This is a genomic window from Micromonospora sp. WMMD1274 (assembly GCF_049179035.1).
GTDB classification, from domain to species: Bacteria; Actinomycetota; Actinomycetes; order Mycobacteriales; family Micromonosporaceae; genus Micromonospora; species Micromonospora tulbaghiae.
Genome location: NZ_JBMHMG010000001.1, coordinates 2,517,059 through 2,531,494, shown reverse-complemented (window position 1 = coordinate 2,531,494; position 14,436 = coordinate 2,517,059). Strand labels below are relative to the sequence as shown.

Annotated in this window: 14 protein-coding genes; 9 read left to right on the top strand and 5 right to left on the bottom strand. The window is 73.8% G+C overall.

The features are described 5' to 3' along the window. The first annotated feature begins 27 nt into the window (after positions 1-27). Both ACN27D_RS11645 and ACN27D_RS11640 read left to right on the top strand, forming a co-directional pair. Positions 28-1,194, top strand: coding sequence for a tetratricopeptide repeat protein (locus ACN27D_RS11645; RefSeq protein WP_421499100.1), 1,167 nt, complete (start codon positions 28-30; stop codon positions 1,192-1,194). Between the two features lie 45 nt (positions 1,195-1,239). Continuing rightward, positions 1,240-2,280 (top strand): NAD(P)-dependent alcohol dehydrogenase, encoded by a 1,041-nt coding sequence (locus tag ACN27D_RS11640; RefSeq protein ID WP_364803179.1) that lies wholly within the window; start codon positions 1,240-1,242, stop codon positions 2,278-2,280. A 55-nt stretch (positions 2,281-2,335) separates the two neighbouring features. Here the strand turns inward: ACN27D_RS11640 and ACN27D_RS11635 are convergent, their stop codons facing one another. Then, on the bottom strand, positions 2,336-3,502 hold the full coding sequence (locus ACN27D_RS11635; protein WP_421499099.1) for a homogentisate 1,2-dioxygenase: 1,167 nt from the start codon (positions 3,500-3,502) through the stop codon (positions 2,336-2,338). Positions 3,503-3,596: 94 nt separating this feature from the next. On the opposite strand from ACN27D_RS11635, the gene ACN27D_RS11630 reads away from it, so the two are divergent. The 5 genes from ACN27D_RS11630 to ACN27D_RS11610 all read left to right on the top strand — a co-directional run bounded on the left by ACN27D_RS11630 (position 3,597) and on the right by ACN27D_RS11610 (position 8,078). Further along, positions 3,597-4,463 carry a hypothetical protein gene (locus tag ACN27D_RS11630; protein ID WP_421499098.1) on the top strand — a complete coding sequence of 289 codons (867 nt, stop codon included), beginning with the start codon at positions 3,597-3,599 and terminating at the stop codon, positions 4,461-4,463. Between the two features lie 110 nt (positions 4,464-4,573). Then, the gene (gene fahA / locus ACN27D_RS11625; protein WP_421501132.1) at positions 4,574-5,773 is read left to right on the top strand and encodes a fumarylacetoacetase; all 1,200 of its coding nucleotides are present in this window, start codon (positions 4,574-4,576) and stop codon (positions 5,771-5,773) included. Positions 5,774-5,950: 177 nt separating this feature from the next. Continuing rightward, the gene (locus tag ACN27D_RS11620) at positions 5,951-6,160 is read left to right on the top strand and encodes a DUF397 domain-containing protein (protein ID WP_120572827.1); all 210 of its coding nucleotides are present in this window, start codon (positions 5,951-5,953) and stop codon (positions 6,158-6,160) included. Between the two features lie 111 nt (positions 6,161-6,271). Next, entirely contained in the window at positions 6,272-6,757 is a 486-nt protein-coding gene (locus tag ACN27D_RS11615; RefSeq protein ID WP_252448275.1) for an SRPBCC family protein, read from the top strand. A 67-nt stretch (positions 6,758-6,824) separates the two neighbouring features. Next, positions 6,825-8,078: a PQQ-binding-like beta-propeller repeat protein gene (locus tag ACN27D_RS11610; protein ID WP_421499097.1), complete on the top strand. Its 1,254-nt coding sequence runs from the start codon at positions 6,825-6,827 to the stop codon at positions 8,076-8,078. 58 nt (positions 8,079-8,136) lie between these two features. On the opposite strand, the gene hisC is transcribed toward ACN27D_RS11610, so the two are convergent. The 4 genes from hisC to hppD are packed head-to-tail and all read right to left on the bottom strand — an operon-like array spanning position 8,137 to position 12,226. Beyond that, positions 8,137-9,240 carry a histidinol-phosphate transaminase gene (hisC, locus tag ACN27D_RS11605; RefSeq protein WP_013288924.1) on the bottom strand — a complete coding sequence of 368 codons (1,104 nt, stop codon included), beginning with the start codon at positions 9,238-9,240 and terminating at the stop codon, positions 8,137-8,139. Continuing rightward, positions 9,237-10,250: an RDD family protein gene (locus tag ACN27D_RS11600; protein WP_421499096.1), complete on the bottom strand. Its 1,014-nt coding sequence runs from the start codon at positions 10,248-10,250 to the stop codon at positions 9,237-9,239. Before ACN27D_RS11600 ends, hisC begins: the two co-directional genes overlap by 4 nt. A 55-nt stretch (positions 10,251-10,305) precedes the next feature. Next, positions 10,306-11,010: an RDD family protein gene (locus ACN27D_RS11595; RefSeq protein WP_357900296.1), complete on the bottom strand. Its 705-nt coding sequence runs from the start codon at positions 11,008-11,010 to the stop codon at positions 10,306-10,308. 10 nt (positions 11,011-11,020) lie between these two features. Continuing rightward, on the bottom strand, positions 11,021-12,226 hold the full coding sequence (gene hppD, locus ACN27D_RS11590; RefSeq protein ID WP_071097563.1) for a 4-hydroxyphenylpyruvate dioxygenase: 1,206 nt from the start codon (positions 12,224-12,226) through the stop codon (positions 11,021-11,023). A gap of 140 nt (positions 12,227-12,366) precedes the next feature. On the opposite strand from hppD, the gene ACN27D_RS11585 reads away from it, so the two are divergent. Both ACN27D_RS11585 and ACN27D_RS11580 read left to right on the top strand, forming a co-directional pair. Beyond that, on the top strand, positions 12,367-12,861 hold the full coding sequence (locus ACN27D_RS11585; protein WP_091425618.1) for an Lrp/AsnC family transcriptional regulator: 495 nt from the start codon (positions 12,367-12,369) through the stop codon (positions 12,859-12,861). Between the two features lie 108 nt (positions 12,862-12,969). Continuing rightward, the gene (locus ACN27D_RS11580; protein ID WP_421501131.1) at positions 12,970-14,370 is read left to right on the top strand and encodes a PQQ-binding-like beta-propeller repeat protein; all 1,401 of its coding nucleotides are present in this window, start codon (positions 12,970-12,972) and stop codon (positions 14,368-14,370) included. The last annotated feature ends 66 nt before the right edge of the window (positions 14,371-14,436 follow it).

Below are 14,436 nucleotides of genomic sequence, written 5' to 3'. Positions count from 1 at the left end.
TGGGGCCGGGCGGATACGCTCGCCGGGATGCCGAGTGACGCCGCCCCCGACCAGTCCGCCGCCGACGGCTACCTGCAACGCGCCCACCTGCTCGCCGAGCTGGGGCGCTACGACGAGGGGATCGGCGAACTCACCGCGCTGATCGCGGCCGAGCCGGCGCACCTGCCCGCGTTGACCATGCTGGCCCGGATGCACCTGGCCGCCGACCGGCCGGCCGAGGCGCTCGCCGCCGCCGAGACCGCCGTGGTCGCCGCCGGTGGCACGTCCGAGCGTGAGTCGCCCGCCTCTGAGCCGCCCGCCTTCGGGACGCTCGCCGCGGAGACGACCACCCGCGACGTGCCCGGCGCCGTGCCGCCTGGTGCCGGGGCCGCTGCCGACGAGACGCCCGCCCAGGAGGCGGCCGGCGCGGAGACGCCCGCCGTCGGGGAGGTCGTGCCGGCGCTCGTGGCGCGCGGGTTCGCGCTGCTCGACCTCGAACGTTGGAAGCCCGCCGCCGCGACCGCCGACGAGATCCTGGCGCGCGCGCCGGGCGACGCGTACGCGCAACGCAGTGCCGCCGCCCTGCTCTCCGCGTCGCGCAACGGGCAGGCGGCGCTGGACGCGGCGTGGCGCGGGGTGGAGCTGTCGCCGGACGAGCCGGAGGCGCACCTGGTGCTCGGCCTGGTCGCGGTGCGGCTGCAACTGTTCGACCTGGCCGAGCGGGCCTACCGGGAGGCGCTGCGGCTGGACCCGGAGCTGGGCGAGGCGGGGCAGGACGTGGGCGTGGCCCGGCTGGAACGGCGCCGGTACGCCGAGACGCTGGAACACCTGACCGCGATGGCCGACCTGCCGGTGGCCCGTCCCGACCCGGTCCGGACCGTGGACGACGGCATCCGGCGCCTCCTGCTGTCGGTGGCCGGGTTGTCCCTGTTCGGGAGCGTGCTGGTAGCCGCGCTGGCCCCGGCCTCGCCGGGCGCGTCCCGGCTGTTCGCGGTGCTGGCGGTGGCCGGGGTGGCGGTGCTGCTGCGGCGCCCGGCGACGTGGCGGCCGGGCCTGCGGGAGGCGATGTCGCGCGGCCTGGTCGTGCCGGTCTACGCGGCCGCCGCCGCTGTGGTGCTGCTGCTGGCGTACGCGCTGGTCGGCGGCCCGTGGCCGCTGGTCGGGGCGATCACCGCGTCGGTGGTGGCCGGATTCACCGCGTTCGCTCGCCGGTGAGAGGGTAGGAGGACCGGAAACACCGGCTGAAGGAAGCGGGAATCAGTGCTCACCGTCAACGCCTACGCGGCGACGTCCGCGACCGAACCGCTCGCCCCGACCACCATCGAGCGGCGGGATCTCGGACCGGACGACGTTCTCATCGACATCAGGTTCTCCGGCATCTGCCACTCCGACATCCACACCGCGCGCAGCGAGTGGGGCCCGGCGCGCTACCCGATCGTGGTGGGTCACGAGATCGCGGGCGTGGTGCGCGAGGTCGGCTCCGCGGTCACGAAGTTCGCCGTCGGCGACCGGGTCGGCGTCGGCTGCCTGGTCGACTCCTGCCGGGAGTGCGACAACTGCCGCAAGGGGCTGGAGCAGTACTGCCTGAAGGGCAGCACCGGCACGTACGGCGGGGTGGGGCGGGACGGCAAGCCGACCCAGGGCGGCTACTCGCAGGCCATCGTGGTCACCGAGGACTTCGTGCTGCGCATCCCGGACGGCATCGAGCTGGACGCCGCCGCGCCGCTGCTCTGCGCCGGCATCACCACGTACTCGCCGCTGCGGCACTGGAACGCCGGGCCGGGCCGCCGGGTCGCGGTGATCGGCATGGGCGGTCTCGGCCACATGGCCGTGAAGCTGGCCCACGCGATGGGCGCCGAGGTGACTGTGCTGTCCCAGTCGCTGAAGAAGCGGGAGGACGGGCTGCGGCTCGGCGCCGACCACTACTACGCGACCTCCGACGAGGACACGTTCACCACGCTGGCCGGCTCTTTCGACCTGATCATCAACACGGTCAGCGCGACGCTCGACATGGACGCGTACCTGCGGCTGCTGGCGGTGGACGGGACGCTCGTCAACGTGGGCGCGCCGGAGAAGCCGCTGTCGGTGCACGCGTTCTCGCTGATCCCGGCCCGGCGGTCGTTCGCCGGCTCGAACATCGGCGGCATCGCGGAGACCCAGGAGATGCTCGACTTCTGCGCCGAGCACGGGCTGGGCGCCGAGATCGAGGTGATCGGAGCCGAGAAGATCAACGAGGCGTACGAGCGGGTGCTCGCCTCCGACGTGCGCTACCGCTTCGTCATCGACGCGTCCACGTTCTGACGACCGCGTGCGAAGGGGCCGCGTCCGTGCCGGGCGCGGCCCCTTCTCGCGTACGTCAGGACTTGCGCGCCCAGGTCCAGGCGTAGCCGTCGTCCTCGCAGGCGGCGGCCGCGTCGCAGAGGTCGAGCGGGCGGAACGTGTCCACCATGACCGCCAGCTCGTCGAAGAACTCCGCACCGATCGACCGCTCGGCCGCGCCCGGCTGCGGGCCGTGGGTGAAGCCGGACGGGTGCAGCGAGATCGAGCCCTGCTCGATGCCGGAGCCGCGCCGCGCCTCGTAGTTGCCGCCGGTGTAGAACAGCATCTCGTCGGAGTCGACGTTGTGATGGTTGTACGGCACCGGGATGGCGGCCGGGTGGTAGTCCACCTTGCGCGGCACGAACGAGCAGATCACGAAGTTCGGACCCTGGAACGTCTGGTGGACCGGCGGCGGCTGGTGGATCCGCCCGGTGATCGGCTCGAAGTCGTGGATGGAGAACGCCCACGGGTACATGTGCCCGTCCCAGCCGACCACGTCGAACGGGTGGTTGGCGTAGACGTACCTCGTCCATCCGCGGCGGTGCCTGACCAGCACCTCGACCTCCTCGCCGTCGACCAGCAGCGGGGTGTCCGGTCCCCGGACGTCGCGCTCGCAGTAGGGCGCGTGCTCCAGGAACTGCCCGCGTACGGAGAGGTAGCGCTTGGGCGGCCCGATGTGGCCGGCCGCCTCGACGGCGAGCAGCCGGGTCGGCTCGTCGCCGGTGGGCACCAGGCGGTGGATGGTCGAGGTGGGGATGACGACGTAGTCGCCGGCGACCGCGTCGAGCACGCCGAACGGCGACTCGACCCGCATCGACCCGGCCTCCAGGTAGAGGCAGTGGTCGCCGGTGGCGTCGCGGAACAGCGGCGACGGCCGGTCGGCGAGCACGTACGCGATGCGTACGTCGTCGTTGGCGAGCAGGTACTGCCGGCCGAGCACCGGGTCCGCGCCGGTGCCGTCGAGCTTGTGCGTGCGCAGGTGGCGCGGCTTGAGCGGCAGGTTCGGCACGCGGGTGACGGTGGGCGGGGCGTACTCCTCGGCGGCGAGGATCGCGGTCGGCGCGTGCCGGTGGTAGAGCAGCGACGAGTCGGAGGAGAAGCCCTCCTGGCCGACCAGTTCCTCCGCGTAGAGCGTGCCGTCGGGTTGGCGGAACTGGGTGTGGCGCTTGCGCGGCACGTCGCCGACGCTGCGGTAGTACGGCATCTCGCCTCCCGATATGTCCCGTTCTCCGGCCGGTGGCGTCCGATAATCGGACGCTGTTGTCCGTTCCTCGTAGCGTCCCGTACATTCTTGTCTCGTGTCAACGCAGGTGCCCCGCCTCCTCTCCGGCCTGGTGGACGACGCCGCGGTCTTCCCGCCCGGCAACGCCGCGCTGCCCGACGCGGTGACCGCGCACCGCACCCACCGCACGGCCTGGTACGCCGACATGGTCGGCCCACTGCTGCTGCCCGCCTCGGAGATCCAGCGCGGGTCGCTGAACGGCCTGGTGGACCCGGCCGAGGGCCTGGTGATCGGGCTGATCGGCGACACCGGCCTGGACCAGCTCCCGCAGGCGCTGGAAGCGCTCGCGCCCGACGGGGTGACCGCCCGGCAGATCGAGGCGCCGGTCGCCAAGCGCGGGGAGGACCCGCAACCCGGGCTGTCCGAGCTGCTCACGCTCGCCGACCGGCTCGACGGCGCGGCCGTGTACGCGGAGATCCCGCTGACCTTCGGGCTGATGGGCGCGCTCGACACGCTCGCCGAGGCGCGCGCCGGCGGGCTGCCGGTGGCGGCCAAGTTCCGTACCGGCGGGCTCGCCGCCGAGCTGTTCCCCACCCCGGTCGAGCTGGCCGCGGTGATCTGCGCGTGCCGGGACCGTAAGCTGCCGTTCAAGCTCACCGCCGGGCTGCACCACGCGATCCGGCACCGCGACCCGGAGACCGGCTTCAACCACCACGGTTTCGTCAACGTGCTGGGCGCCACGCTGGCCGCCGTCGGGGGCGCCGAGGTGGACGGCGTCGCCGAGCTGCTCGCCGCCACCGACCCGGTACGCGTGGTCGAGCCGGCCCGGGCGCACCGCGACGCCGAGCGCCCGCTCTGGGTCGGGTACGGCTCGTGCAGCATCGCCGAACCACTGACCGATCTGATCCGGCTGGGGCTGGTGAACGGAGGCTACGAGGCATGAGCGAACGCACCGAGCGGAGCGAGGGCCGTGAGGGCATGCCCGGCCTGCACCGCATGAGCGAACGCACCGAGCGGAGCGAGGGCCGTGAGGGCATGCCCGGTCGGCACCGCATGAGCTGGGTTCCGGGTGTGGCGGGGTCGCCGTACGGGGTGACGAACCTGCCGTACGGCGTGTTCCGGCACGGCGAGGGCGAGCCGCGCGTCGGCGTCCGCATCGGTGACTTCGCGCTGGACCTGGCCGGCGCGGAGGCCGCCGGTCTGGTGCTGGCCGGCGGCGCGCTCGGTGAGCCGGCGCTCAACGCCTTCATGGCGCTCGGCCGCCCGCAGTGGACGGCGGTCCGGCAGCGGGTCGTCGAGCTGCTCACCGAGCCGGAGCACCGGGCGGCTGTCGAACCGCTGCTGGTGCCGCTGCGCGAGGTCGAGATGGCGCTGCCGTTCGAGGTGGCCGACTACGTCGACTTCTACTCCTCCGAGCACCACGCCTCGAACGTCGGGCAGATCTTCCGGCCCGGGCAGCCGCCGCTGCTGCCGAACTGGAAGCACGTGCCGATCGGCTACCACGGCCGGGCCGGCACGGTGGTCGTCTCCGGCACCCCGGTGATCCGCCCGACCGGCCAGCGGGCCAGCGCGCAGGGCCCCACCACCGGCGCCTCGGTCCGGCTGGACATCGAGGCCGAGGTGGGCTTCGTGGTGGGCGTGCCGAGCCGGCTCGGCGAGCGGGTGCCGGTTGCCGACTTCGCCGACCACGTCTTCGGCGTGGTGCTCGTCAACGACTGGTCGGCCCGGGACATCCAGGCGTGGGAGTACCAGCCGCTCGGGCCGTTCCTCGGCAAGTCGTTCGCCACCTCCGTCTCGGCCTGGGTGACGCCGCTGGAGGCGCTGTCCGACGCGTTCGTGCCCGCGCCGGACCAGGACCCGCCGGTGCAGGACTACCTGCGCGACACCCCGCGCCTCGGGCTGGACCTGACGCTGTCGGTCGAGTGGAACGGCGAGCGGGTGGCCGAGCCGCCGTTCGCCGGCATGTACTGGACCCCGGCCCAGCAGCTCGCGCACCTCACCGTCAACGGCGCGTCGCTGCGTACCGGCGACCTCTACGCCTCCGGCACCGTCTCCGGTCCGGAGCGCGGCCAGGTCGGATCGTTCCTGGAGCTGACCTGGGGCGGGTCCGAGCCGGTCAAGTTCGCCGACGGCAGCGAGCGGACGTTCCTGGAGGACGGCGACACGGTGACGATCACCGCCACCGCGCCCGGACCGGACGGCACCACTGTCGCGCTGGGCGAGGTCACCGGGACGATCCTCCCGGCCCGCTGAATTCCGACCTTCCGAACCGGCCCCGGTCGCACCCGATGTGCGACCGGGGCCGGTTCCTTCGGCGTTGATCGCTCCGGATCACCTACGCCCCGGCCGGTGGCTCCCGGTCGAGCCGGGAGCCGCCCGCGGTGCCGGGCCGGGGCGTACCCGCGGAAGCCGAAACAGGAAGGACCGAGCATGACCGAGTTGACCGGTGCCGTCTGGCGCACCAGCAGCCGCTCGAACGATCAGGGCCTCTGCGTCGAGGTGGCGACGAACGTGGTCGCCGCGCACGGCGTGGTGGGCGTACGCGACTCGAAGGACCCGGACGGTCCGGCGCTCGCGGTGAGCCCGCCGGGCTGGGCCGCGTTCGTCACCGCGCTGCGGGGCGGCTCGTTCGGCGGCTGACCGCTCGCGAACCACACCGGTGCCCCGGCCGGGGCACCGGTGATGGAAATGTCACCGGGAGGCTCCCCGTTTCCGGTCACGGCCCGTACCGTGTACGACACGGGAGGTGCCATGTCGACGGTGACGGTTTCCGCATTCATCGAAGCGCAGGACGCCGACCTCTGGCGGCTGCTCACCGACCTCCCGGCCCGTGCCGACTGGCTCTCGGCGGTGGACGCGGTCGAGGTCCTCGGCGCCGGCGGGTTGTTCGGACCGGGCACCGTGTGGCGGGAGACCCGTGCCCGGCCGGACGGCGGCACCGAACCGGAGGAGTTCGAGGTGATCGAGGCGGTCGCGCCCGGCCGCCTCGTGCTCGGCTCGCGCGGCGCCGGCGCGGACTACCGGATCACCTGGACGCTGCGCACCGTCGAGCGCCGGCGGCGCGGCTGCACCGAGGTCACCGTCGAGCAGGAGGCGGTGCCGACCCGGGCGTACGGGCGGGTGCTGGCCCTGATCCTCGGCGGTCTGGCCGCCCGCGCGGTCGAGAGTGCGCTCCGGCGTGACCTGGCCGACCTGGCGCTGGCCGCCGGTCCCGCCCGATCCACCGAGGCCGCCTGAGCCGACCCGGCCGCTCCCCGTACCCGGCACGCACCCGGCCGGTAGGGTGCCGGGGCGGAGGTGACGGATGGCGAAGGCCCCGAGGCGGCGGGTCGTGGTGGCGCTGATGGCGGTGCTCGCCGTCGCGGCGTCGGTCGCCGTGGTCGTCCGGGTGCTGGCGCCCGCCGAGGTCGACACCGCAGCCCGGAAGCCCTACCCGGCGGCGCCCGCGCCGACCGCCGGGGTGCTCGCGCGGCTGCCGGTGGCGCCGCTGGTCGTGGACGGCCGGCTCCGCGTCTACGCGGGCACCCGTCAGGTGTACGCGGACCAGCCGGTCACCGGGCGGCACCGGGTCACCCCGTTCTGGTCCTTCCGTCGCTGGCCGGCGACGCTGGTCGGAGTGCTCGCCGAGGGGACCACGGTGGTCAGCCGCTGGTCCGACGGGAGGCTGGTGGCGCTCGACGCGCGTACCGGCCGGGTGGCCTGGCGGGCCGACGGCCCGCATCCGGGGTCGGTGCCGGAGCCGCGACGCACCTTCGCCGCCACCGTCTGGGATCCGGCCGGCCTGCACGTTGCGCGGACGGCCGAGGGGCGGACCGTGCTGCTCGCGACCGGTCCGGGCGGGCTCGGCGGGTACGACCTCGCCGACGGCCGCCGGCTCTGGCGCGCCGACGTGGGCAGGGACTGCCGGTCCGACGTGGGCACGACCGCCAGCGGTGAGCTGGTCGGCGTGGACCGCTGCGACGGCCCGGCCGCGGTCGAGCTGCGGGACGCGGCGACCGGTACGGTGCGGACCCGCTGGCGGCCGCCGGACGCGCCGGAGCAACTCGTCGTCACGCCGGTGGGCTGCCCGCACGGGCACTCCGGTTGCCGCGGGCTGCGTACCGCCGGGCCGGACGGCGCGGGCAGCCGGGGCTGGCTGGTGACCGACCCGGGCGAGCCGGCCGCCGCGCCGGGCCTGGACCACCCGGACACGGTGCTGGACGGGGAGCGGGCGGTGGACACGTCCGGCCCGGTGGTGGTCGGGCGCTCGGCGCGTACCGGCGAGGAGCTGTGGCGTCGGGCGGACATCCATCCGGCCCGGGTGCTCGCGACCGAGCCGGGGCGGGTGCACCTGCTGACCGACCGGCGGGAACTGGTCACCGTCGACCCGCTCACCGGTACCACCCGGTCCAGTTTCGTGCTCGACCTGGGGCGGGACGGGATCGGCTGGCGGCCGGGCCGGGCGTACGCGGTGGACGGCTACGTCGCGGTGGAGCGGCTGCGGGAGAGTGCCGTTCCGGAGGACGACGACCAGGGCTACTTCCTGATGGCTGAGCCGGTGCTGCTCGCCGTGACCTGATCCGGACGCCCGGCGCCGGTCCGTAGGGGGTTGACGGACCGGCGCCGGGCGCGCCCGGTCAGGCCAGCGCGGCCTCGGCGGCGGCCAGGAACGCGTCGTTCTCGGCCGGGGTGCCGATGGTGACCCGGACGCCGTCGCCCGGGAACGGCCGGACGATCACGCCGCGCGCCTCGCACGCCCGGCCGAACTCCACCGCCCGCTCGCCCAGCGGCAGCCAGACGAAGTTGGCCTGGCTGTCCGGCACGTCCGGCACGAACTTGCGCAGCGCCTCGGTGACCCGGTCCCGCTCGGCCACGACCAGCGCGCACCGCCGCTCCACCTCGTCGGCCTGCGCCAGCGCGGCCAGCGCGCCGGCCTGGGCGGCCATGCTGGTGGAGAACGGCGTGACCACCTTGCGGACGGCGGCGGCCACCTCCGGCGCCGCGACCAGCCAGCCGATCCGCAGGCCGGCCAGGCCCCACGCCTTGGACAGCGTGCGCAGCACCGCCACGTTCGGCCGGTCCAGGTAGGTCAGGCCGTCCGGCACCTCCGGGTCGGTGACGAACTCCCGGTACGCCTCGTCGATCACCACGAGCACGTCGTCCGGCACCGCGTCGAGGAAGCGGTCCAGCTCGGCCCGGCGCACCGCCGTACCGGTGGGGTTGTTCGGGTTGCAGACCAGGACCATCCGGGTCCGGTCGGTCACCGCCGCCGCCATCGCGTCGAGGTCGTGGCCGTGGCCGGCGTCGTTCGGCACCCGCACGCTCGTCGCGCCGCTGGTCGCCGCGATGATCGGGTACGCCTCGAAGGAGCGCCACGAGTAGAGCAGCTCGTCACCGGGCAGGCAGGTGGCGCGCACCAGGTGCTCGGCCAGCGCCACCGAACCGCAGCCGGTGGCGATCCGGTCGGCGTCCACGCCGTACCGCTCGGCGAGCGTCTGGCGCAGCGCCACCACGCCCATGTCCGGGTAGCGGTGCGAACCGGCCACCGCCTCGGCGACCGCCTCCACCACGCCCGGCAGCGGGCCGTACGGCACCTCGTTGCTGGCCAGCTTGATCGCCTCGGCCAGGCCCAGCTCGCGGGCCAGGTCGGCCGGGCTGCGGCCGGGCACGTAGTTCGGCAGCGCGTCCAGGTCGGCGCGGGTGAGCCGCAGCGCGGGCTGGTGGCGTCCGGTCTCGGTCATGGGGTGTCTCCCGGGGTGTCGGCGCTCTCGGGCGGGGCGGTACTGGTGTCACGCTTGCGGGGGAGCTGGACCACCACCGTCTGCGCCCGCTTGTCGTGCAGGGCCTGGCGCAGCGGGTGGTCGAACAGGGGCGATACCGCGTCGATGAGCTGGAGCAGCAGGCCCAGGCCGCAGCAGTACCAGAGCAGCGTCGGCAGGCCGAGCGTGCTCCAGCGCCGGGTGGCCCGGCCGAAGCCGAGCGGCTGGTCCGCCTCGACCGGCAGCGCGCGTACGCCCATCAGCCGCTTGCCGAAGGTCTGACCGCGCGCCGCCATCGACGGCACCTCGTACGCGTACCAGAGCGCGGTGGCGATCACGAGGATGGCGATCTGGAGGCCGCCGGCCTGGTCGTCGATCTGGGGCAGCCCCTCGGTGGACGTGTCGCCGTTGAGCGCCCGGCGTACCGATTCACGCAGGTACGGGGAGACCGCCTCGACGTAACGCCAGACGAACCAGCCGTTGACCACGGCGTTGAGCAGGAACACGATGCCCAGGTCGATCAGGCGCGCGACCAGCCGGGCCCCGTACGAGGCCAGCGGCAGTCCGTGCGGGCGCGGGACCGGCTGCGCGCCGGGCCAGTGCGGGTACGGCCAGCCCGGCGGCGGTCCCTGCATGCCCGGCTGACCCGGCTGCCCGGGCTGTCCGGGCTGTCCGGGCTGACCCGGCCAGGGGTTCGGCTGTCCCGGCTGCCCGGGCCACGGCCCGGCCTGGCCGGCCTGACCCGGCTGGCCCGGCCACGGGCCTGGCCTGCCGGACGTCGGGGTCGCGTCGGTGCGGCTGCCCGGACCGGAGGCCGGCTTGTCGGCGGCGGGCGTCGGGGTGGCCGGCGCGGGCTCGGGCTCGGGGGGCGGCGGGCCGTCGGGCGGGGTGACGTCGACCGGGATCGGCGCGCCGATCCAGCCCTCGCCGTCCCACCACCTGCGGGTCTCCGTGTCGGCGGGGTCGACGTACCAGCCGGGTTCCAAACTCACGATGCCGTCCTAGTTCCCGACTGCGGGGCTCGCAGGCCCGGCTCACTCCTCGCGCTCACGGGCCAACCTTAACGACGACGGTTCCGGCGAACTTGTCGTGGAGGCACTGCTGCCAGGGCTTGTCCCACAGTTGCCAGAAACCGTCGAGGTAGTTGAGGAACGGCACGAACATGCCGCCGGCGAACTCGACGAGCCAGCGCTTGCCGAGCATGCCCCGGGTCAGCGCGGCGTCGGGCTGCATCGGGACGATCCGCAGCTTCATCACCTTCTTGCCGAGCGTCTGCCCGGTCCGGCGGGCGTACTCGACGTGGTAGACCCAGTAGAAGGCGAGCATCAGCAGCAGGACCCCGAGCTCGGCGGCGAGCAGCGGCAGGAACACGCTGGTCCAGACCTCGACCGGGTCGGGGCCGTTCGGGCCGGCCTGCTCCATCTCGTCGATCATCCGGAAGAAGACGAGGAAGAAGACCGGCACGAACAGCGCCATCATCACCGCCATGGCGACGGCGGTGTCGATCAGGTAGGCGAGCAGCCGGTCGCCGAAGCCCGCCAGCGGCTGCCCGTTCGGCGCCACCGGGGGCGGCACGGGCGCCGGGGCGTACCCGGGTGGGGGGTAACCGGGCGGCGGGTAGCCGGGCGGGCCGGCGTACCCCGGAGGCACGTGTTGTGCGGGCACCGCCGGTCCGCCGGGCGGCGCGAAGCCGCCGCCCGCGGGTGGATGTCCGGCGGGCGGCGGCGTCGGGTTCGGAGGAGGCTGGGTCACGCGGACAGTGTTACAGGTTCCCGCGCTTCTCCTGCTCGCGCTCGATCGCCTCGAACAGGGCCTTGAAGTTGCCCTTGCCGAAGCCGAGCGAGCCGTGCCGCTCGATCAGCTCGAAGAAGACGGTGGGGCGGTCCTGCACCGGCTTGGTGAAGATCTGGAGCAGGTAGCCGTCCTCGTCCCGGTCGACCAGGATCTTGCGGGACTGAAGCTCCTCGATCGGCACCCGGACGTTGCCGATGCGGGCGCGCAGCTCCGGGTCCTCGTAGTACGAGTCCGGGGTGTCCAGGAACTCGACGCCCGCGGCGCGCATGGCGTCCACGCTGGCCAGGATGTCGTTCGTGGCCACGGCGATGTGCTGGGCCCCGGGGCCCTGGTAGAACTCCAGGTACTCGTCGATCTGCGACTTCTTGCGGGCCACGGCCGGCTCGTTGAGCGGGAACTTCACCTTCCGGGTGCCGTTGGCGACGACCTTGCTCATCAGCGCCGAGTAGTCGGTGGCGATGTCGTCGCCGATGAACTCCGCCATGTTCGAGAAGCCCATGACGCGCTTGTAGAACTCGACCCACTCGTCCATCCGGCCCAGCTCCACGTTGCCGACCACGTGGTCGACCGCCTGGAAGAACCGCTTCGGCTGGATGCCGGCGTCGATCATCGGCTGCCGGTCCACGATCGGGCCGCGGGCCACGAACCCGGGCAGGAACGGGCCGGTGTAGCGGGACCGGTCGACCAGGCTGTGCCGGGTGTCGCCGTACGCGGCGATGGACGCCATCCGGACGGTGCCGTGCTCGTCGCTGACGTCGTGCGGCTCGACCAGGCCGGTCGCGCCCTGCGCCACGGCGTGCGCGTACGCGGCGTCCACGTCCGGCACCTCCAGCGCGATGTCGGAGACGCCGTCGCTGTGCTTCGCCACGTGCTCGGCGCCGTCGGCGTCCGGGCGTACCGCGCCGGTCAGCACGAAGCGGGCCGAACCGCTGGTCAGCACGTACTGCGCGTGGTCCCGGTAGCCCTGCTCCGGCCCCCGGTACGCCACGCAGGTCATGCCGAACGCGGTGGAGTAGTAGTGCGCGGCCTGCTTGGCGTTGCCCACCAGGAAGTGGACGTGGTCCATGCCCTTGACCGGGAACGGGTCGCGGGTGATGTCGTGGTCGACTGCGCCGACGAGAGCGTCGACGTCGACCTCCTCGGTCGACTGGGGTCGGTCGATCGCCTGGGTCATGGTGGCCTCCCTCGCGTACCGGCCGGCCTCGCGGGCCGCCGTGGATGTGCTCTTCCGGCGAGGATCTACGGGCCACGGTGAGTTGGGCAACAGTTGACGTTATTCCTGGTCAGGTTGTGCATTCGGTACGGTTGGGCACCATGAACACTGGTCAGGATGTACAGCTCGACGAGTTGGACGCCCGCTTGATCGAACTGCTCGCCGAGGAGCCCCGGATCGGTGTGCTGGAGTGCTCCCGGCGGCTCGGCGTGGCCCGCGGCACGGTCCAGGCCCGGCTCGACAAGCTCGTCGGCCGGGGCGTCGTCACCGGGTTCGGGCCGGACATCACCCCCGCCGCGATCGGCTTCGGGGTGACCAGCTTCGTCACCCTGGAGATCAGTCAGCGGCACGGCCACGACCAGGTCACCGCGCACCTCGCCGCGATCCCCGAGGTGCTGGAGGCGCACACCATCACCGGGTCCAGCGACCTGCTCTGCCGGATCGTCGCCCGGTCCAACACCGACCTCCAGCGGGTCATCGACCAGATCGTCGCCTCGGAGGGCATCCGGCGCGCCTCCACCATCATCGCGCTGGCCGAGCAGATCCCGTACCGGACGCTGCCGCTCGTCCGCTCCGCCGCCCGCGGCGGCCCTTAACACCCCGGGCCACCCAAGAAGGGCCGCGACACGCCCCGCACGCGGCCCGGGGGACCGGTGATCGTCGCTACCGTGTGCGGTGTGAAGGGCCTAGGGGTACGCGGCTGGTTGCTGCTCGGGCTCGTCACCGTGGTCGTCCTCGCCGCGACCGGCGTCTGGAACCCGTTCCCGGCGCTCTGGGACTGGGTCGACCGCAGCAAGCCGATCTCCGAGCCGGACGTGGTCTGGCAGCAGCGTGTCGGCGGCACGCCGCGCAGCGTCACCATCGCCGGCGACACCGTGATCGTGGAGCAGCGCACCCGCATCGAGGCGCGCAACCTCGCCGACGGCGGCCAGCTCTGGGAGCGCAAGGCCGACTGGTCGGCGGTCGCGGGCAGCGGCCGGGAGTCCGTCGTCGCCGTGGGCAAGCTGCTCGACAAGGGGTACGAGGTGCTCGACCCGGTGAGCGGCGTGACCCGCCGCCGCGACGACCGCGCGATCGCCGTCTGGACGTACCGGAACCTGCTGCTGGACGCGTACTGCGTGCAAGCCACCGACTGCACGCTGCGTGCCTGGGAGCCGCGCGGCACCGCTCCGCTGTGGAGCGCGTTCCTGCCCGGCGTGCACAGCGGCGTGCTCGCCGACAACCCGGAACTGCTCGGCACCCGGCGGCTCGGCGCCACCCGGATCGACGGCGGGGTGGCCGGGCCGGAGTCCGTACCGCCGCTGCTCGGCTTCCCGGTCGACGGCCGGGTGCACGTGGTGGACACCGCCACCGGCCGGGTGCTCCAGAACGTCCAGCCCGGCCGGGAGGAGCGGCTCGCAGTGGTCGGCGGCCGGCTGCTGCGGATCGCGGCCACCTCCCGCGACGGGAGCTGCTACTACACGGTGACCGCCGTGGACCCGGCCACCGGTCAGCAGGTGTGGCGGCGTACCGGGATCAACCTGCGCACCGCCGACTACGCCGGCTGCGTGCAGCGGGAGGATCCGCAGGGCGGACGCAACGTGATCATCGGAGTCGCCCCGGACGGCCGGGAGACCGTGCTCGACGGGTACGACGGCCGGCTGCTCCAGGTCGGCGCGGACGGCGAGAAGCTGCTCGCCGTGGACGACCGCTACACAGTGGTGCGCAGCGCCGACAAGGGCTCGCTGCTCGGTCGGGAGCTGTCGGCCGACCGGACCCGCTGGACCCGGCCGGCGGGCGGCAGGAGCGGTGCCGCGCTCACCCCGTACGCGGCGGTGATCAGCGAGGAGAAGCCGTCCCGGCTGATCGCTGTCGAGCCGCGGGAGGGCCGGGTGCTGGTCGAGCTGCGCACCTCGGCGAACGCGCTGGCGGTCGGCCCGAACGGCATGATCATCGGCGAGGGGCGGGAGATCGGGTACGTCCGCTGGGGCGCCGGCACGGGCGAGGCGCCGGGGCCGGGCCAGGACGGCGCGCCGGTGGCGCCGGACCCGGGAGGCAGCTGGCGCCCGCCGAGCGACCAGGGAAGTTGCGGGCCGAAGAACGAACTCTGCGCGGGCGGCAAGTGACAGCGGGTGAGAGCGGCGTCCCACGACCCACCTGCGGGTGCCACCGATCGACAGCTCTGCCCTAGG

What these genes read in the sequence shown, in the direction of transcription:
- ACN27D_RS11585 (WP_091425618.1), top strand. Translation starts at nt 12,367, where the DNA reads ATGAACACTGGTCAGGATGTACAGCTCGACGAGTTGGACGCCCGCTTG.
- hisC (WP_013288924.1), bottom strand. Translation starts at nt 9,240, where the DNA reads ATGACCGAGACCGGACGCCACCAGCCCGCGCTGCGGCTCACCCGCGCC.
- ACN27D_RS11645 (WP_421499100.1), top strand. Translation starts at nt 28, where the DNA reads ATGCCGAGTGACGCCGCCCCCGACCAGTCCGCCGCCGACGGCTACCTG.
- hppD (WP_071097563.1), bottom strand. Translation starts at nt 12,226, where the DNA reads ATGACCCAGGCGATCGACCGACCCCAGTCGACCGAGGAGGTCGACGTC.
- ACN27D_RS11615 (WP_252448275.1), top strand. Translation starts at nt 6,272, where the DNA reads ATGTCGACGGTGACGGTTTCCGCATTCATCGAAGCGCAGGACGCCGAC.
- ACN27D_RS11610 (WP_421499097.1), top strand. Translation starts at nt 6,825, where the DNA reads ATGGCGAAGGCCCCGAGGCGGCGGGTCGTGGTGGCGCTGATGGCGGTG.
- ACN27D_RS11635 (WP_421499099.1), bottom strand. Translation starts at nt 3,502, where the DNA reads ATGCCGTACTACCGCAGCGTCGGCGACGTGCCGCGCAAGCGCCACACC.
- ACN27D_RS11620 (WP_120572827.1), top strand. Translation starts at nt 5,951, where the DNA reads ATGACCGAGTTGACCGGTGCCGTCTGGCGCACCAGCAGCCGCTCGAAC.
- fahA (WP_421501132.1), top strand. Translation starts at nt 4,574, where the DNA reads ATGAGCTGGGTTCCGGGTGTGGCGGGGTCGCCGTACGGGGTGACGAAC.